Annotated in this window: 18 protein-coding genes; 13 read left to right on the plus strand and 5 right to left on the minus strand. The window is 72.5% G+C overall.

The window, feature by feature from the left end; genetic code table 11:
• The 3 genes from ACZ6TB_RS44970 to ACZ6TB_RS44980 form a co-directional block, all read right to left on the minus strand.
• Positions 1-181 (minus strand): hypothetical protein (locus tag ACZ6TB_RS44970; protein WP_465566746.1); only part of this gene is annotated, 181 nt, incomplete at its 3' end.
• Complete coding sequence (locus ACZ6TB_RS44975; RefSeq protein WP_465566748.1) at positions 178-1,329, minus strand: CaiB/BaiF CoA transferase family protein; 1,152 nt, start codon at positions 1,327-1,329, stop codon at positions 178-180. The genes ACZ6TB_RS44970 and ACZ6TB_RS44975, both read right to left, overlap by 4 nt.
• Before the next feature lie 27 nt (positions 1,330-1,356).
• Positions 1,357-2,145, minus strand: coding sequence for an IclR family transcriptional regulator (locus ACZ6TB_RS44980; RefSeq protein WP_465566751.1), 789 nt, complete (start codon positions 2,143-2,145; stop codon positions 1,357-1,359).
• A 144-nt stretch (positions 2,146-2,289) separates the two neighbouring features.
• Here ACZ6TB_RS44980 and ACZ6TB_RS44985 point away from each other — a divergent pair, with 144 nt between their 5' ends.
• The 6 genes from ACZ6TB_RS44985 to ACZ6TB_RS45010 are packed head-to-tail and all read left to right on the plus strand — an operon-like array spanning position 2,290 to position 10,017.
• Positions 2,290-3,750, plus strand: a complete 1,461-nt coding sequence (locus ACZ6TB_RS44985) for an aldehyde dehydrogenase family protein (protein ID WP_465566754.1) — start codon at positions 2,290-2,292, stop codon at positions 3,748-3,750.
• The gene (locus ACZ6TB_RS44990; RefSeq protein ID WP_465566757.1) at positions 3,747-5,462 is read left to right on the plus strand and encodes a thiamine pyrophosphate-binding protein; all 1,716 of its coding nucleotides are present in this window, start codon (positions 3,747-3,749) and stop codon (positions 5,460-5,462) included. The genes ACZ6TB_RS44985 and ACZ6TB_RS44990 overlap by 4 nt, the downstream gene beginning before the upstream one ends.
• 49 nt (positions 5,463-5,511) lie before the next feature.
• Positions 5,512-6,654, plus strand: coding sequence for an ABC transporter substrate-binding protein (locus tag ACZ6TB_RS44995; protein ID WP_465566760.1), 1,143 nt, complete (start codon positions 5,512-5,514; stop codon positions 6,652-6,654).
• Positions 6,654-7,523, plus strand: a complete 870-nt coding sequence (locus ACZ6TB_RS45000) for a branched-chain amino acid ABC transporter permease (protein WP_465566763.1) — start codon at positions 6,654-6,656, stop codon at positions 7,521-7,523. Before ACZ6TB_RS44995 ends, ACZ6TB_RS45000 begins: the two co-directional genes overlap by 1 nt.
• The gene (locus ACZ6TB_RS45005; RefSeq protein WP_465566766.1) at positions 7,520-9,310 is read left to right on the plus strand and encodes a branched-chain amino acid ABC transporter ATP-binding protein/permease; all 1,791 of its coding nucleotides are present in this window, start codon (positions 7,520-7,522) and stop codon (positions 9,308-9,310) included. Before ACZ6TB_RS45000 ends, ACZ6TB_RS45005 begins: the two co-directional genes overlap by 4 nt.
• Positions 9,307-10,017 (plus strand): ABC transporter ATP-binding protein, encoded by a 711-nt coding sequence (locus ACZ6TB_RS45010; protein WP_465566769.1) that lies wholly within the window; start codon positions 9,307-9,309, stop codon positions 10,015-10,017. Before ACZ6TB_RS45005 ends, ACZ6TB_RS45010 begins: the two co-directional genes overlap by 4 nt.
• Positions 10,018-10,052: 35 nt before the next feature.
• Here the strand turns inward: ACZ6TB_RS45010 and ACZ6TB_RS45015 are convergent, their stop codons facing one another.
• A complete protein-coding gene (locus ACZ6TB_RS45015) occupies positions 10,053-11,030 on the minus strand; it encodes a ThuA domain-containing protein (RefSeq protein WP_465566772.1) in 978 nt (325 codons plus the stop codon).
• A 160-nt stretch (positions 11,031-11,190) separates the two neighbouring features.
• Here ACZ6TB_RS45015 and ACZ6TB_RS45020 point away from each other — a divergent pair, with 160 nt between their 5' ends.
• The 7 genes from ACZ6TB_RS45020 (at position 11,191) to ACZ6TB_RS45050 (ending at position 18,365) form a co-directional block, all read left to right on the plus strand.
• Positions 11,191-13,308 carry an outer membrane protein assembly factor BamB family protein gene (locus tag ACZ6TB_RS45020; RefSeq protein ID WP_465566775.1) on the plus strand — a complete coding sequence of 706 codons (2,118 nt, stop codon included), beginning with the start codon at positions 11,191-11,193 and terminating at the stop codon, positions 13,306-13,308.
• A gap of 123 nt (positions 13,309-13,431) precedes the next feature.
• Positions 13,432-14,118: a pyrroloquinoline-quinone synthase PqqC gene (gene pqqC, locus ACZ6TB_RS45025; RefSeq protein WP_465566778.1), complete on the plus strand. Its 687-nt coding sequence runs from the start codon at positions 13,432-13,434 to the stop codon at positions 14,116-14,118.
• Complete coding sequence (gene pqqE / locus ACZ6TB_RS45030) at positions 14,115-15,467, plus strand: pyrroloquinoline quinone biosynthesis protein PqqE (protein WP_465566781.1); 1,353 nt, start codon at positions 14,115-14,117, stop codon at positions 15,465-15,467. Before pqqC ends, pqqE begins: the two co-directional genes overlap by 4 nt.
• Positions 15,464-16,303, plus strand: a complete 840-nt coding sequence (pqqB, locus tag ACZ6TB_RS45035) for a pyrroloquinoline quinone biosynthesis protein PqqB (protein ID WP_465566784.1) — start codon at positions 15,464-15,466, stop codon at positions 16,301-16,303. The genes pqqE and pqqB overlap by 4 nt, the downstream gene beginning before the upstream one ends.
• A gap of 39 nt (positions 16,304-16,342) precedes the next feature.
• A complete protein-coding gene (locus tag ACZ6TB_RS45040; RefSeq protein ID WP_465566787.1) occupies positions 16,343-17,158 on the plus strand; it encodes a hypothetical protein in 816 nt (271 codons plus the stop codon).
• A 101-nt stretch (positions 17,159-17,259) separates the two neighbouring features.
• Complete coding sequence (locus ACZ6TB_RS45045) at positions 17,260-17,952, plus strand: phosphotransferase (protein WP_465566790.1); 693 nt, start codon at positions 17,260-17,262, stop codon at positions 17,950-17,952.
• Positions 17,949-18,365, plus strand: a complete 417-nt coding sequence (locus tag ACZ6TB_RS45050) for a GNAT family N-acetyltransferase (protein WP_465566793.1) — start codon at positions 17,949-17,951, stop codon at positions 18,363-18,365. The genes ACZ6TB_RS45045 and ACZ6TB_RS45050 overlap by 4 nt, the downstream gene beginning before the upstream one ends.
• Here ACZ6TB_RS45050 and ACZ6TB_RS45055 read toward each other — a convergent pair.
• Positions 18,345-19,157 carry a hypothetical protein gene (locus ACZ6TB_RS45055; RefSeq protein WP_465566796.1) on the minus strand — a complete coding sequence of 271 codons (813 nt, stop codon included), beginning with the start codon at positions 19,155-19,157 and terminating at the stop codon, positions 18,345-18,347. The genes ACZ6TB_RS45050 and ACZ6TB_RS45055 overlap by 21 nt on opposite strands.
• Positions 19,158-19,167 lie beyond the last annotated feature (10 nt).

Below are 19,167 nucleotides of genomic sequence, written 5' to 3' on the forward strand. Positions count from 1 at the left end.
CCCGCCGGGCGGCCTCCCGCCCGGCGGCCTCCCGCCCGGCGGCCTCCCGCCCGGCGGCCTCCCGCCCGGCGGCCTCCCGCCCGGCGGCCTCCCGCCCGGCGGCCTCCCGCCCGGCGGCCTCCCGCCCGGCGGCCTCCCGCCCGGCGGCCTCCCGCCCGGCGGCCTCCCGCTCGGCGGTCACGACCGCCACCGCTCGACGAGCGCCGGAACCGACGCGTTGTGCTCGCCGAGGGCGGGCGGCGGCGAGGGCGGCCGCAAGGGCTCGCCGTCGAAGAGCACCCCGCTGCCGGTGACCCGGAAGTCGTCCACCGTGGTCAGGAACCCGCGGGCGGCGAGCTGGGGCTGGTCGAGCGCCTGCGGCACGGTGAGGATCCGGGCGGCGGGCACGCCGGCGCCGGACAGCAGCAGCTCCCATTCCGCGGCCGTACGGGACCCCAATGCCTTGTTCAGTTCGCGGTTGAGCTCCGCCCGGTTCTCCTTGCGCGCCTCCCGCTCGGCGAAGCGCGGGTCGTCGAGCAGGTCGGGCCGGTCGAGCAGCCGGCACAGCGTCGCGAACTGCTCCTGCCGGTTGGCCGCGATGTTCAGCGGGCCGTCCGCGGCCTCGAACGTCCCCGACGGCGCGGCGGTGGCGTTTTGATCGCCCATCGGCTCGGGCGGGACGCCGCAGACGAGATAGTTGGAGACCGGCCAGCCCATGGCCGAGATCGAGGTCTCCAGCATCGAGACGTCGAGGAAGCGTCCCTCGCCGTCGCGCTGCCGGCCGTGCAACGCCGCGACGACGGCCAGCGCCGCGGACAGCCCGCCGACGGTGTCGCAGACCGGGAAACCGACCCGCAGCGGGGCGGTCGACGGCGTACCGGTGATGCTCATCATCCCGGAGAGTCCCTGGACCACCTGGTCGTACGCCGGTCCCTGGCTGAGCGGTCCCTGCTGGCCGAACCCGCTGATCGCGCAGTAGACCAGCCCCGGGTTGAGGCCGCGCAGCTCGTCCCAGCCGTAGCCGAGCCGGCCGAGCACCCCGGCCCGGAAGTTCTCCAGCAGCACGTCGGCGTGGGCGGCGAGCTGCTCGAAGGTCGCCCGGTCGCCCGGGTCCTTCAGGTCGAGCTCGACCGACTTCTTGCCGGCGTTCTGGGCGAGGAAGGAGGCGCCCATCCCGGCCCGGTTGAGCGCCGGGTCCGGCCCGAGGTGGCGGGCGAGGTCACCGGCGCCCGGTACCTCGATCTTGACAACCTCGGCGCCGAGCAGCATGAGGTGATAGCTGCAGTACGGCCCGGCGAGCACATTGGTCAGGTCGAGGACCCGGACTCCGGCGAGCGGAAGATCGGGCATGCGGGGGTCTCCTTCCAGCGCGAACCGTCAGAACGAAGCGCCCAGGGGATGGTCGAAGCCGCGCTCGGCCATCCGGTTCGCCACCTCCGTCAGGTCCTTGACGAAGACGTCGACCCGTTCGTCGGTGAACCGCATGGTCGGCCCGCTCAGCGTGAGCGCGGCGACCACCGTCCCGGAGCGGCCGAGCACCGGGACGGCGACCGCGGTCAGCCCCTCCTCGCGCTCGCCGTGGCTGACCGCGAAGCCCTGGTGGGCGGCCTCGTCGATCCACTCCTGCATCCGGCGGACATGCTGTTCCCCGTACGGCGAGGACCGCGCGATCCGGGCGAGCAGCCCCGGGGACGCGTGGCGCAGCAGCACCTTCGCCGACGCGCCGGCCCACATCGGCAGCTCGTCGCCGACGTGCACGACGTGCCGCAGCGGCTGCGGGCTCTCCTGCTGGGCGATGCAGACGCGGACGATGTCGCGGGCCACGTAGACGTTGACCGTCTCGCGGTCGCGGGCGGCCAGGTCGCGCATCATCCGCTTGGTCTCGGGCGGCAGCTCCCAGCTGGACCGGGCCAGGTGCGCCCAGCGCCAGAGGCCGGGACCGGCCATGTAGCCGCTGCTGGTGGCCCAGAGCAGGCCCATCTGCTCGAGCGTCTGGATCAGCCGGATCACGGTCGTCTTGGCCAGGCCGGTGGCGGCCACCACCTCCCGGACGGTGATCGACGGCCGTTCCTCGGTGAGCAGCGACAAGATGTCGAGGGCGCGCTGGACGCTGCGCACCCCTCCCGCCGAGCTCTCTTCCGGGTTCTCCCCTGTGCCGTTCTCCACGGTGCCTCTCTCCTTCCGCCGGTGGTTCATCTTTCTCGGCTCGTCCTATTGCGAGAAACCGGCGGACGCCCGTACGTTACGCCTAGTCCACAGCGCGGTCCATATTACGCCTTCAGGTCCATCTAGCGGACCAAGGAGGAAATAATGCTCGAGACGATCCTCAAGACGGCCGACGCCCCCGCCTTGCTCGGCGGCGTCTGGCTCACCGACGGCCCGGCGGCCGTACGCGTGGGGCCGTACACGAGGACGGAGGTGAGCCGGGCCCGCGTCGCCGCCGACCACGAGGTCCACACCGCGGTCCGGCACGCCGCGGCGTACGCGAAGCCGATCGCCCGTCTCGCCCCCGCCACCCGCGCCGCGATCCTCGACTCGGCCGCCGCGCTGGCCGCCCGGCACCGCGCGGGCATCGCCCGCCTGATCGCCCTCGAGCTGGGCAAGCCGCTGAAGGACGGGCTCGGCGAGATGGACCGGGTCGCCGACACGTTCGCGGTCTGCGCGGCCGAGGCCCGGCAGATCGGCGGCGACGTGCTCCCGGTCGCGGGCTGGGCGCGCGGCGCCGGGAACACCGCGCTCACCTACCGGGCGCCGGCCGGCGTGGCCGTGGCGATCACCCCGTTCAACGCCCCGGCCAACCTGCTCGCCCACAAGCTCGGCGCCTCCTTCGCGGCCGGCAACACCACGATCGTCAAGGCGCCGCCGCAGGCCCCCGCCGTCTCGGCGGCCGTGGTCGCGCTGCTGCTCGACGCCGGCGCCCCGGCCGAGGCCGTCCAGCTCCTGCACGGCGGGGGAGAGGTCGGGGCGATGCTGTGCGCGGCGCCCGAGGTCTCGGTGATCAGCTTTACCGGGAGCGCCGCCACGGGAGCGGCCGTCGCCCGGGCCGCGGGCGCGAAACGGCTCGTTCTGGAGCTCGGCGGCAACGCCGCGACGATCGTGTGCGAGGACGCCTCGGTCGAGGCCGCCGCGCGGACGTGCGCGCGCACGGGCTACACGAACTCGGGCCAGAGCTGCATCTCCGTCCAGCGCGTCTACGTGCAGCGGGCGCTCTACCCGGCCTTCGTCGAGCGGCTCACCGCGGAGGTGGCCGCGCTGAAGGTCGGCGACCCGCTCGACCCGGAGACCGACGTGGGATCGATGGTGGACGAGGACGCGGCGGCGCGGGTGGCCGGCTGGGCCGCCGACGCCGTCACCGCCGGCGCCACGATCACCTGCGGCGGAACCCGCGACGGCGCCACGCTGCGGCCGACCGTCGTGGCCGGGCCGCCGGCCGACGCGGCGGTGGTCACCCAGGAGGTCTTCGGCGCGCTCGTCGCGGTGCTGCCCTACGACGACTTCGACGAGGTCCTCACGACCTGCAACACCAGCCGGTACGGGCTGCAGGCCGGCCTGTTCACCACCGACCTGCGCCGCGTCCTCACCGCCTGGCGCGAGCTCGAGGTCGGCGGCCTGATCGTCAACGGCTCGTCCAACTTCCGCCTCGACCACGTGCCGTTCGGCGGCGTCAAGGACTCCGGCTTCGGCCGCGAGTCGCCGCGCTTCATGGTCGACGACTACACGGTCGTCAAGACGCTCATCCTGCGCGGAATGTCCATCTGGGGGGAAGAATGACGGCCGCCGGCAACCTCGTCGCGCAGCTCGAGTCGTACGGCGTCGAGTATGTCTTCGGCACCTGCGGGCACACCAACATCGCCCTGCTCGACGCCCTCGGCCGCAGCTCGATCGAGTTCGTCATCGCCCGCCACGAGCAGGCCGCCGCGCACGCCGCCGACGGATACGCCCGGGCCAGCGGCAAGCCCGGCGTGCTGCTGCTGCACGTCGGCCCCGGCATGATGAACGCGGTCACCGGCGTGGCCACCGCGGCCCTCGACTCGGTCCCGCTGGTCGCCATCGCCGGCGACATCCCCTCGTACCTGTACGGGCGGCACCCGCACCAGGAGGTGAACCTGCACGCCGACGCGGACCAGACGGCGATCTACCGGCCGTTCGTGAAGCGCGCCTGGCACGTGCACCGGGCCGAGGACCTGGCCCGCTTCACCGAGCGCGCGTTCTGGACCGCCACCTCGGGCCGCCCCGGCGCCGTGCTGCTCAACGTGCCGATGGACGTCTTCTCCCGGCAGCTCCCGCAGTCCGGCGCGCCGCTGCCACTGACGACGACGAAGGCCGCGCTGCCGGCCGCGGACGCCGCGCGGATCGCCGCGCTCCTGGCGTCGGCCGAGCGACCGCTGATCTACCTCGGCGGCGGGCTCGGCCCGGCCGGCCGGGAGAACCTGCGCGAGCTGGCCGAGCACCTCGACATCCCGGTCGCGCACTCGCTGATGGCCAAGGGCGCGCTCCCCGACGAGCACCCCCTGGTGCTGGGCATGACCGGGTTCTGGGGACTCGAGCTGACCAACGAGTACGCGCGGAAGGCCGATCTTGTCCTGGCCATCGCCACCCGGTTCGCCGAGACCGACGCCAGCTCCTGGAATCCCGCGTACACCTGGAGCTTCCCGCCCTCGCGGCTCCTCCAGATCGACATCGACCCGGCCGAGATCGGCCGCAACTATCCGGTCGAGATGGGCGTGGTGGCCGACGCCGGCCTCGCCGTCGCGGCCATCCGCGACGCCGTTCTCCGGCACCCTCCCGCCACCCGCCCTCAGCTTCTCGAACAAATCGGAAATGCCCGGCACGACCTGTTCGCGGCGAGCGCCGCGCGGGGCGAAAGCGACGATTTCCCGCTCCGGCCCGAGCGCATCCTCGCCGACGTCCGCTCGATCGTGCCGGACGACGCCATCCTGGTCACCGACGTCGGCTGGAACAAGAACGGCGTCGCCCAGTGCTACCCGCTCCCGGCGGCCGGCCGCTTCATCACCCCCGGCGGGGCCTCCACGATGGGCTTCGGCCCGGCCGCGGCGCTCGGCGTCCAGATCGCCCAGCCCGGCCGGGTCGTCGTGGCCCTGGTCGGCGACGGCGGCATGAGCGCCCAGCTGCCGGCCGTGCCGATGGCCGTCGAGCGCGGCCTGCCGGTGATCTTCCTGGTGATGAACAACCGTGCCCACGGCACGATCTCCGACCTGCAGTCGACGTTCTTCGGCCGCAGCTACGGCTGCGACTTCACCGATCCGCAGGGCGAGCCGTACAGCCCGGACTTCGCCGCGTTCGGGCGAGCCTGCGGCGCCGACGGCTACCTCGTCGAGTCGCCCGCGGGGCTCGGCGAGGCGCTGCGCACCGCCATCGAGCGCCGCCGCCCGGCGGTGCTCGACGTCCCCATGGTCAACGAGCCGGTGCCGACGCCCGGGCACTGGAACATCACGGACATCTACCAGGGCGTTTTTGAATGATCGTTTTCGAATAGTTCGCTTTCGCATTTGTGAGAGAGGTGAGACGCACGTGGCGCGACCCCGTCCCCTATACGCCCTCGCCGTCCTGGCCCTCGTCCTGACCGGATGCAGCGCGCCCGGTTCCGGCAAGAAGGACTCCGGCAGCGACACCGGACCCATCAAGATCGCCCTGGTCGACGCGCAGAGCGGGCAGCTGAGCTCGCTCGGCGCCTGGGAGCTCAAGGGCGCCAAGCTGGCCGTCACCGAATGGAACGCCCAGGGCGGCATCAACGGCCGGCAGATCCAGCTCGACGTCTTCGACGACCAGGGCGACCCGACCACCGGCACCAACCTGGCCCGCAAGATCGACAGCGAGGGCTACCTCGCGATGATCGGCACGGCCGAGAGCGCGGTGACCATCGCGATGGCGCCGACGCTCAAGACCGCGGAGATCCCCAACATCACGTCGGGGCAGTCCCCGGGCCTGGTCGCGGTCGGCAGCGAGTACCTGTTCCTCAACGGCCCGACCAGCACGACGTACGACGAGACCCTGGTCAAGCACATCGTCGACCAGCAGGGCATCAAGAACATCGCGATGATCACCAACAACGGGTCGTACGGCAAGGGCGAGCACGACTCCTTCACCAAGGCGCTCGCCAAGCGCAGCGTCACGCCGGTCGCCGACCAGGTCGTGACGGCCGACCAGAAGGACTTCAGCGCCGCGCTCACCACGATCCGGCAGAAGAACCCGAAGCTGATCTTCCTGGGCGCCGAGGAGGTCGAGTCCGGGCTGATCGTCAAGCAGGCCCGCGACCTCGGCATCACCGCGCCGTTCGCCGGGGCGGCGCCGCAGGGCACCCCGGTCTTCCTGGACACGGCCGGCGCGAAGAACGCCGAGGGCACGATCGTCAGCTCGCCCTACCTGAGCAACGACATCAGCCCCGAGTCCAAGAAGTTCGCCGACGCCTACAAGGCGGCCTACAACGAGGAGGCCGAGCTGCACGGCGCCAAGGCCTACGACGGCACGCAGATCATGCTCACCGCCCTGAAGACCAGCAACGTGGCCACCGGCAAGCCCCTCGCCGACGCCATCCGCGCCACCAAGTACAAGGGCCTGCTCGGCGACTTCGCGTTCGACCCGACCGGGGTCGGCATCTTCGCCACCTCGATCGGCACGATCAAGGACGGCAAGCTCGTGGCGGCCTCGAGCTGATGCAGGTCTTCTTCCAGACGATCATCGGCGGGATCAGCCTCGGCGCCATCTATGCCCTGGTGGCGCTGGGGTTCTCGCTCGTCTACCGCACGATGGGGCTGGTCAACTTCGCGCACGGCAACGTGGTCACGGTCGGCGCCTACCTGGCGTCGACCTTCTACCTGACCGCGAAGCTGCCGTTCGCGGTGGCCATGCTCGTCGCGATCGCGGTGACGGCGGCCATCGGCCTGGTCATCGAGCGGGTGCTGCGCCCGCTGGAGAACCGCGACTTCGACCTCATGCTGATCGGCACCATCGGCTTCGGCATCGTGCTCGACGCCCTGGTCATCATGATCTGGGGCGCCACCGGACGGGCCGTGCCGTCACCCGTGCCGGCCGCGCCGCTGTCGGTGTTCGGGTTGCGCATCCGCACGTACGACCTCGTGGTCCTGGCCATCGCGGCGGTCGCCACCGTCCTGCTCGTGCTGTTCCTGTCGCGCACCAAGCGCGGCACCGCGATGCAGGCGGTGGCGATGGACCACGAGGCGGCCACCGCCGTCGGCATCCACGTCGGACGCAGCAACGCGATCGCCTTCATGATCGGTGCGGGCCTCGCGGCGCTGGCCGGCGGGCTGGTGGGTCCGCTGCTCTACGTCAACCCGGCGCTCGGCGGCGCGCTCGGCATCAAAGGCTTCGCGGCCGCGATCCTCGGCGGCTTCGGCAGCATCCCCGGCGCGATCGTCGGCGGCCTCGCCATCGGCGTGCTCGACTCGTTCACGGCCGGGCACTTCCAGGGCTACTCCGAGCTGGTCACGTTCCTGGTCTTCACGGTGATCATCATGATCCGCCCGACCGGGGTCTTCGGCGAGCGGACGGTGAACCGCGCATGAGATACCGCATCGGCCTGATCGCGCTGCTCGCGCTGGGTCTCTGGTTCCTGCCGTACGGCCTGGACTCGTACGCGATCCACGTGGTCAACGTGATCATCGTGTTCGCGGTGCTCGCCGTCGGCCTCGGCCTGTGCATGGGCGTCGGCGGTCAGGTGAACCTGGCCCAGGTCGCGTTCTTCGGCGTCGGCGCCTACGCGACGGCGATCCTGACCACGCACGCGGGCCTCGGCTTCTGGGTGTCGGCGGCGCTCGCGCTGCTGGCCACGGCCGCGACCGGCCTGCTGGTCGGCACGCCCGCGCTGCGCGTCCAGTCGCACTACCTCGGCATCGTCACCCTCGGCCTGGCCCTGGCCTTCACCAACTGGGTGACCAACGCCCAGATCGCCGGCGGCGCCGAGGGCATCTCGAACATCCCGGTCCCGGTCATCCCCGGCGTGGACCTCTCCAGCGAATACCTCTACTACTACCTGGAACTGATCGTCTTCGCCCTCGGCCTCGCCTTCGGCCTGTTCGTGGTCCGCACCGCCCTGGGCCGCCGCATGCGAGCGATGCGAGACGACGCCCTGGCCGCCGGCGCGCTCGGCGCCGACGTCCCGGTCCTGCGCATGACGGCGTTCCTGCTGGCCAGCGTCTACGGCGGCGTCGGGGGCGTGCTCTACGCCGGCCTGATTCGCTACGTGGCCCCCGAGAGCTTCTCGATCGCCAACATGTTCCTGCTCCTGGCCATGGTCATCATCGGCGGCCGGCAGAGCCTGATCGGCTGCGTCGCCGGCGCGGTCGGCCTCTACCTGGTCCGCGAGCTGCTGGTCGACCACCCGACGTTCGCCCAGATCGGCTACGGCTCGGTCGTCGTCCTGGTGGTGGTCTTCGCGCCCGCGGGCTTGGCCGGCCTCCCCGCCCAGTTCCGCCAGGCGATCGCCAAACGCCGCGGCGGCGGGGGAGAGGCGGCCCGCCTCGGGGAGTTCCATCCATACGAACAAGTCGAGACCGTCGAGTCCGACGAGCCCATCCTTGTCGTCGACGGGATCAGCAAGCACTTCCGCGGGCTCAAGGCGCTCGACGACGTGTCGCTCAGCGTTCCGGCCGGGCAGATCCGCGGCATCGTCGGGCCGAACGGGTCGGGGAAGACGACTCTGTTCAACGTGGTCAGCGGGCTCTACCGGCCGACCGCCGGGCGCGTGCGGTTCGGCGAGGTCGACGTCACCAACCGGCCGCCCTACCGGCTGTCGCGCGCGGGCATGTCGCGTACGTTCCAGAATCTCCGGCTCTTCGGCGACCTCACCGTGCGGGAGAACGTGCTCGTCGCGCTCGACCGCACGCGCACGCTGTCGAGCTGGCGCTATCTGCTCGCGCCGCTCTCGGTGGTGCGCCGCGACCGGAAACTGCGCCGCCGGGCGGACGAGGTGCTCGAGCAATACGGGCTCACCGCGTTCGCCTCGCTGCCGCCGAAGTCGCTGCCCTACGGCACGCAACGGCGGGTGGAGATCGCCCGCGCGGTCGCCTGCCGGCCCCGGCTGCTGCTGCTCGACGAGCCCGCGGCCGGGCTCAACGGCGACGAGGTGCGCAAGCTCGGCGAGATGGTGCGGTCGATCCGGGACACCGGCATCACCGTCGTGATCATCGAGCACAACATGGGGCTGGTCATGTCGCTCTGCGAGCGGATCACGGTGCTGGCCAGCGGCAAGGTCATCGCCGAGGGCACGCCGGCCGCGGTGGCCGCCACCCCGGCCGTGATCGAGGCCTACCTGGGCGATTCGATGGACATACCCGAGGAGGCGACGACATGACGGCTCTCACCGTCGAGGGGCTCACCGTCCACTATGGGGGCGTCTGCGCCGTACGGGAGCTGAGCTTCGAAGTTCCGGCGGGCGACGCGGTCGGGGTGATCGGGGCCAACGGCGCCGGGAAGACCAGCACGCTCAAGGCCATCATGGGGCTGGTGCCGCGCCGGGTCGCCGCGCTGCGCCTCGGCGACACCGACCTCACGCGGGTGCCGGCGCGGGACATGGTGCGCCACGGCATCGGGTACGTGCCGGAGGGGCGCCACGTCTTCGCCGGTCTCTCGGTCGAGAAGAATCTGCTGCTCGGCGCGTACTCGAAATCGTGGAAGAAGGAGACCCGGGAGACGCTGGCCGAGGTCTACGAGCTGTTCCCGGTGCTGGGCGAGATGCGCGAGCGGCTGGCCGGCGCCCTCTCCGGCGGTCAGCAGCAGATGCTCGCGATCGGCCGGGCGCTGATGTGCAAGCCGCGGGTGCTGCTGCTCGACGAGCCGTCGATGGGCCTGTCCCCGAAGCTGGTCGAGGACATCCTCGCGGTGCTGCGCCGGCTGCGCGCCGACGGCCTGTCGATGCTGCTGGTCGAGCAGAACGCCAAGCTCACGTTCGAGGCCACGAGCACCTGCCTGGTCGTCGAGAACGGCGCGGCCGCGATGACCGGCACGTCGGACAAACTGCGGCACGACCCACGCGTGCGGCAGATCTATCTCGGCCTGTGAAGCGGGCCCGGCCGGCGCGGCCGGGCCCGGAGGCATCACCGGCAGAACGGCTTCATCCCCGCCGCCGACTCGATGCCGCCCACCAGCAGGGAGCGGAACGAGGCGGCGCCCGGGAACGTCGACGCCGGGTCGAACAGGGCCGCGTCGTGCCCGAGCGTGGTCAGCCACGCGCGCCCGCCGTCGTAGTACTGGCACCACGCCACCGGGTGGGTGTCGCCGTGGCCCGGGTGTCCCATGCTGCCCCGCACGCCGCGGGTCAGCGTCGACTCGTCGACGGTTGCCAGGATCCGGACCTTCGACGGGTACGGGACCAGGTTGTACCACTCGTCCTCGAAGTCCCAGCGGGCCGGCAGCCCGGCCGTCGAGGCGTCCCGCCGGTCCACGGTGCGGACCGTCCCGGCCTGCTCGGGCCCGTGGTCGTAGTAGTTGGCGCCGCCCAGCAGCCCCTCGTACCAGGGCCAGTTGTACTCGGTGCCGAACGCGTTGTGCGCCCCCACGAAGCCGCCACCGCCGCGGATGTACTGCCGCAGCGCGGTCTGCGCGGCGTCGTCGAGGGTGTCCCGCGACGTGCTGAAGAAGATCACCGCCTGGTAGCGGAACAGCTGGTTCGGCGAGCTCACCTGGGCCAGGTCCTCGGTCCAGTCGACGGCGAACCCGTTCTGCTGCCCGAGCGCCACGATGCCGTTCTGCACCACGTTGGCGGCGGTGAGCGGGGGGTCGAGCCCGGCCGCGAGCGCCGGTCCGAGATTGGCGTGCCGCGGTCCGGCCGTACGCGTGAACAGCAGCACCTTGTAGCCGGTGGCCGGGCCGAAGTTGCCCCAGTCGTGGTAGCACCGCGGATCGACGCCGCGGCAGACGCCGTAGTCGGGGTCGCCGAGCTGCTGCGCGCCCGGGTTCGGATCGGGATGGCCCTGAGCCGGGCCGGGTCGCCAGCCGGCGAACGCGAGGACGGCGACCGTGGCGAGGACGGCGATGGCGGCGGCCAGGCCGCTTTTCCGGACGGATTCGATCATGGACGGTGCTCCGATTCGGGCGGTGGTCCGCTAGATGGACCGATCGATCCATTTCAACCTCGCTCACGGTAGGCCGATGTTTGCGCCGCGGGCAAGGTGCGGACTATGGTCCATCCATCTGACGGCTCTACGGGTCCACTAGATGGACCAAGGAGTGAGCATGGACAGACGGAAGTTCCTCGCCGCGGCCGGGGCCGGCGCCGCCACCGCGGCGGTCGGCTCGCCGGCGGTGGCGTCCACCCCGGAGCGAGCCCCCGACCAGCCGTTCCGCTCGCCCGGCCGCGACTTTCCCAAGGTCTGCGGCGACCTCGGCAACCAGAACCACTCGCCGCTCGCGCAGATCTCCCGCCGCACCGTCGGCCGGCTCGGCGGCGCCTGGCACGTGAACCTCGAGGGCGGCAGCACCGAGCAGGGCCAGCAGAGCACCTGCGTCGTGCGGGACGGCGTCCTCTACGTCCAGACCAGCCAGCAGAACGTCTTCGCGATCGACGGCCGCACCGGAGCGGTCAAGTGGAAGACGAACGTCGGCCCGAAGAGCACCAACATGCGCGGCGTCGCGCTCGGCGACGGCCGAGTCTACTCGGCCTCCGGCTCCAACGTGGTCTACGCGCTGGACGAGCGGACCGGCGCGATCATCTGGCAGAAGCAGCTGATCACGGCCGACGAGGGCGGCGCCGACAGCGGCTGCGACCCGCAGAACGGCCAGTGCGGCGGGCTCACCGGCACGCTCGCCGGCGCCGTCGTCCACCACGACGGCCTGATCTACGTCGGCATGCAGGGCAGCACCGGGGGCGCGCGCGGTCGCGCGTACGCCCTGAACGCCGCCACCGGCGAGATCGTCTGGATCTTCTGGTCCGCCCCCGGCCCCGGCGAGTTCGGGAACGACACGTGGGAGGGCGACTCGTGGAAGACCGGCGGCGCGGTCCCGTGGATCCACCCGGCCCTCGACCCGGCGCTCGGGCTCGTCTACTGGACGTTCAGCGGGCCGTACCCGCGCACCGACGGCTCCTCGCGCGGCGGCGACAACCTGTTCGCGAACTCGATCGTGGCGCTGGACGCGAAGACCGGGAAACGGCGGTGGCACTTCCAGTCCGTGCACCACGACATCTGGGACATGGACAACGTGATGGCGCCGGTGCTGCTCGACCTGCGCATCGACGGCCGGCTGCGCAAGGTGGTCGTCTACGGCAGCAAGGTCGGCATGTACTACGTCCTCGACCGGGTCACCGGGAAGCCGGTGCACGGCATGGAGGAGCGGCCGGTGCCGCAGGACGTGCGGCAGAAGACGGCGGCGACCCAGCCGTTCCCGGGCGGCGAGGCGTTCTGCCCGCAGGAGCCGCGCTTCGGCAACGCGACCCGGCCGGTGCCGTTCTACGAGTGGGGCGGGCTCTACACGCCGCACTGGGACCGGGCCACCATCATCTTCCCGGGCGCGGGCGGCGGGGCCGACTGGGCGCAACTGTCGTTCTCCCCGTACACGGGATGGATCTATGTCGGTTATGGGCTGATCAACTCGGGCTACTCGAACGCCCGCGACGGCCGCGTCAACACCTCCCGGCCGCTCGGCGAGTACTTCGCCGGTGGGCTCGCGGCGGTCGATCCGCGCACCAACAAGCCGGTGTGGCGGCGGGACGGCGAATGGTCCCTGGCCCACGGCAACGGCATCCTCACCACCGCCGGGCGGGTGATGTTCCAGGGCGGCCCGGACGGCGTGCTGCACGCCATGAACGACGAGACCGGCGAGGTGCTCTGGAGCTTCCAGACCGGGGCGGGCGTGCACACCAGCCCGATCTCGTACGAGGTGGACGGCGTCCAGTATCTGGCGGTGCTGGCCGGGGGCAACGGCCTGCCCTATCCCGACATCCCGAAGGGCGACCACCTCTGGGCCTTCAAGCTCGGCGGCACCGTGCCACCGGCGGCCGCCCCCACCCCGCCCTCGAAGCGCAACGACATCCGCGCCGCGGCCGTCACCGGCATCACCACGGTGACGCTCGGCCGCACCTGGACGGCGGGCGCGCCGTCCGCGACCGAGAACCTGGTGGCGCAGAACGCGATGGCGCCGCAGCACCTGCGCGTCCCGGCCGGCACCACGGTCACGTTCGTCAACCCGTCCTCGAACGCCAGCGCCCACGCGGCGGTCGCGTTCTTCGACGACGAGTTCGACACCGGCACCCTGATGCCCGGGCAGTCGTACGCCCACACGTTCGCGACGCCCGGCACGTACTTCTACAACGACGCCGTCCATCCCCAGAGCACCGGCAAGATCGTCGTCTTCTGACCCGTACCCGGAGAACTGATCCGTACCGGAAAGGATCGTCATGAAGAAGAAGTGGACCGAACCGCGGGTCACCCGCCTCGAGACCGCCGCCGAGATCTCGGCCTACGCGGGGGCAGCCGGCCCGTGGCCGCGCCGCGAGAAGCGCTGACCCACGCGGAGCTCGCCGGGGCGTTGCGCGCGCAGGCCTCGCGGTACTGGGACCGGCACCCGTTCCACGTCCGGCTGCACGCCGGCGGGTGCACGCCCGGCGAGATCCGGTCATGGGTGGCGAACCGCTGGTACTACCAGCGCCATCTCTCGCAGAAGAACGCCGCGATCGTGGCCGCGTGCCCGCTGCCCGACGTCCGCCTGCGGTGGCTCTCCCGCATCTCGTTCCAGGACGACGGCGGCCTCGAGGACTGGCTCCGCCTGAGCGAGGCGGTCGGCCTCTCCCGCGCGGAGGTGCTGGACGAGCGGCACGTCCTTCGCGGCGCCCGGTTCGCCGTCGACGCGTACCTGGCCTTCTGCCGCAGCCGGCCCTGGCTGGAGGGCGCCGCCGCCGCGCTCACCGAGCTGTTCTCGCCCGGGCACATGGCCGACCGGGTCCGGGCGTGGCGCACCCGCTACGAGTGGATCAAGCCGGACGGCATGGCCTACTTCGAAAATCGGATTCCGGTCGTACGCGACGACAGCGCGTTCACCCTCGACCTGGTGCTCACCCACTGCGTCACCGTCGCCCAGCAGGACGCGGCGGTGGCGGCGCTCGCGTACAAGTGCGACGTCCTGAACGCCATGCTCGACGCGGTCGACTACGCCGGCGGCATCCGGTGAGGCCCGGGCTGCGGCCGGGGTGTTCGCTGGTCTTCGATCGGGCCCGCGACGCGCACCTGCTCCTTCATCCCGAGGGTGTCCTGGTGCTGGACGATCCGGCCGCCGCCGCGCTGGCCCGGTGCGACGGCCGGTCCTCCCACGCCGAGATCGTCACCGCCCTCGCGGCCGAGTACGACGGTGTCACCGAGCCTTCGGTCGCGCGGCTCCTCTCCTCTCTCGGCGGGGTGGTGATCGACGGCGGCATCGCGGCGGTGGTCCGTTCCGTGGGCGGGTCACCGGTGCCGGCCGGCGCGCCGATCGGGCTGATCGCCGAGCTGACCTACCGGTGCCCGCTGCGCTGCGTGTACTGCTCGAACCCGGTCACCATGACGGCCGACTCCCTGGACACCGCGACCTGGCTGTCGGTCATCGACCAGGCCGCCGACGCCGGCGTGCGCCAGCTGCACCTCAGCGGCGGCGAGCCCCTGCTGCGCCGCGACCTGGCCGCCCTCGTGGCCCGCGCCTCGGCCCGCGGCCTCTACCCCAACCTGATCACCAGCGGGTCGGGCCTGTCGCCGGCCCGGCTGTCGTCGCTGGTCGCCGCCGGCCTGCGGCACGTGCAGCTGTCGTTCCAGGACGTCGATCCGGCCGCGGCCGCCCGCATCGCCGGCGTGGACGTCTTCGCCCGCAAGCTCGCGGCGGCGTCGGCGGTCCGATCGGCCGGCCTGCCGCTGACCGTCAACGTGGTGCTGCACGCCCTGAACGCCGGCCGCGTCGCACGGCTGGCCGACCTGGCCTTCTCGCTCGGCGCGTCCCGCCTCGAGCTGGCGCACACCCAGTACTACGGCTGGGCGCTGCGCAACCGGGCCGCCCTGCTGCCGACCGCGGCGCAGGTGGCCGCCGCCGACGACGCCGTGGCCGCGGCCCGGTCCCGCCACGGCGACCGGATGGACATCACCTACGTGCGCCCCGACTACCTCGACGGCACCCCGAAGGCGTGCATGCAAGGCTGGGCATCCCGCCAGCTGGTCGTCACGCCGGCCGGGGACGTGCTTCCCTGCCTCGCCGCCGCCCAGCTGCCCGGCCCGCCCCCGCCGACCGTGCGGAACGCCTCGCTGCACGACATCTGGTACTCGTCGGAGCTGTTCAACCGCTACCGCGGCACCGACTGGCTGCCCTCGCCGTGCCGCGACTGCGCGCTGCGCGAGGTGGACTTCGGCGGGTGCCGCTGCCAGGCCTTCCAGCTGACCGGCGACCCCGCCGCCACCGACCCGGTCTGCCACCTGTCCCCGGCCCACGCCACGGTGACGGCGCTGCGCGAGCGACCCGGCCCGCGCCCGCTCCCGGTCCTCCGCTCCTCGCCGCGATGAAGATCCGCTTCCTGGGAACGGCGGCCGGCGGCGGCCTGCCCCAGTGGAACTGCGCCTGCGCCGGCTGCCGGGCCGCCCGCGCCGGCGGCCGGTCTCGCCGCCAGGACACGCTCGCCGTCACCGCCGACGGCCGCGCCTGGTACCTGATCAACGCCGCCCCCGACCTGACCCTCGACCGGCCGGAGCTGTGGCCGGGCCCCGGCCCGCGCGAGACCCCGCTCCGCGGCGTGATCCTGACCAGCGCCGAGCTCGACCACACCCTCGGCCTCGCCCAGCTGCGCGAGGCCCCGGCGCTGACCGTCCTGGCCACGCCGCCGGTGCTCGCCGCCACGCCCGCGCTGCCGCTGCTCGGTCACTACACCGCGGTGCGCGGTGTCGCGCTCGTGCCCGGGGCGCCGATCGCCCTGGACGGCGGCCTGGTGCTGACCGTCTTCGTCGTCGGCCGCAGACGCCCCCGCTACGCGGCCGCCCTCGACCCCGGCGACTGGGTGGTCGGGGCCCGGCTCACCGACGGCCGCGCCACCCTGGTCTACGCCCCCTGCCTCGGCGCCTGGCACGACGCCCTGACCGGCGCCGACCTGACCGTCCTCGACGGCACCTTCTTCCGCGACGACGAGCTGCTGCTGCACACCGGCGTCGACCGCACCGCCCGGCAGATGGGCCACCTGCCGATCGAGGAGAGCCTGCCCCTGCTCGACGCGAACCCCGGCCCGCGCTACCTCTACACCCACCTGAACAACACCAACCCGGCCGCCCGCGACGACTCCGCCGAACGGGCCCTCCTGGACACCCACGGCGTCGGCGTCGCCCCCGAGGGTGGCCTGATCACCCTCTGACCGCTGATCCATCCGGGAGCCCGGGCCGTAGTCAACGGCATGGAGGACGAGCCGACCGCGGAGTGGCCAGCCCCGACCGAGGAACCGACGGACCCGCACGGGTTCGCGCCGATCTACCTGCCGCCCAGCGACCCGTTCGTGGACGACCCGCCCACCCTGGCCGAGCTGCCCGGCTGGGAGCGGCCGCCGGAGCGGTCGCACCGCAAGCGCCTGCTCGTGGCCGGCGGCATCTTCGTGGTCCTGGCGGTCACGGTCGGCGCGATCCTGCTGGTGCCCCGTTCCCACGGCGGCGGCGGCCGGGCGACAATGCCGGCGGCGGCCGTGTTCGAGCTGGTGGACGGCGCCGCCGACGTGCGCGTGACGACCGGCGATCTCGGCGGCGACCTCTACCGGGCGTCCACTCCGGTGCTGGCCGAACGCCGCGGCGACGACATCAAGCTGCACCTGAAGGGCGGGCCCGCCGCGGTCGAGGTCGTCCTCGACGCCCACGTGCGGTGGACCGTCCGGCTGCACGGCGGCGCCCAGCGGACCCGGGTGGATCTGACCGGCGCCGTGGTCGACGGGGTCGACCTCGAGGGCGGCGCGAACCGCATCGACCTGGCGCTGCCGGCCCCGCGGGGCCCGATCCCGGTGCGCATGTCCGGCGGCGTGGACCAGTTTCTGGTACGCCTGGCCGGCGCCACCCCGGTGCGGGTGCGCCTGCAGTCGGGCGCCGGCCAGGTCACCCTCGCGGGCGCCACCCACCGCGGCGTCGCCCCCGGCAGGGAGTTCACGGCCAACGGCTGGACCGCCGGCGCCGCCGGCGTCGACCTGCTCGCGGTGGCCGGCATGTCCGCCCTCACGGTCGAGCCCTGACGGTGAGCGCGCCGCCCTGACGGTGAGCGCGCTGCCCTGACGGTGAGCGCGCTGCCCTGACGGTGAGCGCGCAGCCCCGACGGTACGCGCGCCGCCCTGACGTGAGCGCGCCGAGCCAGTGCGGGGAACGGGCGGCGCGGCGGCTACGGTCGGGGCATGACGGGGGAGCAGCGGCTGGCCGGTGGGAACGCCGGGGGAGCGGTCAAGGTGCGCGACACGGTGCTGAGACGGTGGGTGACCGTAAGCCCTGGCCGTCCTGGGTGCACAGCGAGGACGCCCTGGTCCAGGCCGCGGCATGGCTGCGCGACTACCACGCCGCCGTCGCCGGCTTCGTCCCGCCGGAGGACGCGGTCTGGCGTGAGGGCGGCGCCTGGCGGCCCGGGCTGATCATCGGCCACAACGACGCCGCGCCCTACAACGCGGCGTGGCGGGACGGGCGGCTGGCCGGCTTCTTCGACTGGGACTTCGCGGGGCCGGTCACCCCGGCCTGGGACCTCGCGTTCATGGCCTTCGCCTGGGTTCCGCTGCATGCCCGCCACGTGGTGACGGCCGAGGGCTTCACGGACTTCGCGGGCCGAGCCCGCCGCCTCCGGCGCTTTCTCGATGCGTACGGCTGGATGGGCCCGGAACCGGATTTCCTGGAAATCGTCCGTCAGCGGGTGATCGCCTCGGCCGAGGGCGTCCGCCGGAATGCCCGGGGCGGCGACCCCGCGTTCCGGAGCATGGTGGCCCACGGCGTCGACCGGACCCTGGAGCTCGCCGTCGCCGAGATGGCGGGGATACTCCCGGCGTGATCCACATTCGAGAGTTCGGCTGGGACGACTACGACGACGTCGTCCGCGTGTGGGCGACGGCCGGCCGCGAGGTCGTGCCCCGGGCCGAGCTGGAGGCCAAGCTCTCCCGCGACCCCGAGCTGTTCCTGGTGGGCCGGGCCGGCGAGCGGACGGTGGCCGTCGTCATGGGGACCTTCGACGGCCGGCGCGGCTGGATCCTGCGCCTGGCCGTCGACCCCGCCCACCGCCGGAGCGGCATCGCCACCCGGCTGGTGGGCGAGCTCGAGGCCCGCTTCCGGCGGCTCGGCTGCCCGCGCGTCAACCTGCTGGTCATGCCGGACAACGAGGCCGGCCTGCGGTTCTGGCAGCGCCTGGGCTACCTGCCGATGCCGGACGTGCTGTGCACGAAGCCGTTACCCCTGCTCGAGGTCTGACGAGCCGTCGAGGGCCGTGGGCTCCTCCTTGAAGGTGGACGACAGCGCGTCCACCTTGGCCGTCAGGATCGCCAGGTCTTCGAGGATCTGCGAGAACGCGCCCGCGGCCGGCATCGGCTGTTCGGTCATCGTGGTGCCCTTCATGGTGGCGGCCCAGGAATCGGTGACCACCATCCCGAGGGTCCGATTCCAGGTGGAGGGCGGAATGTTCGCGCCATCGATCGGCGTCGCGACCACGGCGCGGCCGATGTCGTCCTTCCAGGCCGAGATGGTGGCCGCGCACTGCTTCGCGATCTCGGCCGAGATCCAGGCCTTGTCGGCGGCGGTAAGAGCCACGGGAATGTCCTCCAGATGCCAGGAAGCCGTCGAGGCTTCGAGCTTCGAGTCGTACGAGCCGGAGAAGTGCGCGTGCTCGGTGTGCGGAGAGGCGCCGTGGTAGGCCTTCTGCACCCAGCCCGACGACGCCTCCCAGATGCGCCGGTTGTAGATGATGTAGCGCAGCCGCTTCTCGGCGCCGGACCGCACGCGGCCGAGGAGGAACTGCACGACCTTCTCCATGGTCAGGTCGCTCTCGTTCAGGTTGTTGTCCACATCGATCGCGTGGACCTCGTTCACGTGGTCCGCGTCGTGGATCGGTACCGAACCGGTCTCGTCGGGGTTGTGATCGGAGACCTCGTGCTGGTGTGCGGTATCGCCGATGCTGCCGTCGCTGGTCTTGTCGCGGTTCGGCGCGATCAAGTTGAACTCCGCGAGCAGTCGCTTCAGAGAGGGTATGAGCACCCAGTCGGCCATCGGTAGGCCC

This window comes from Actinoplanes sp. NPDC051537 (assembly GCF_055586105.1).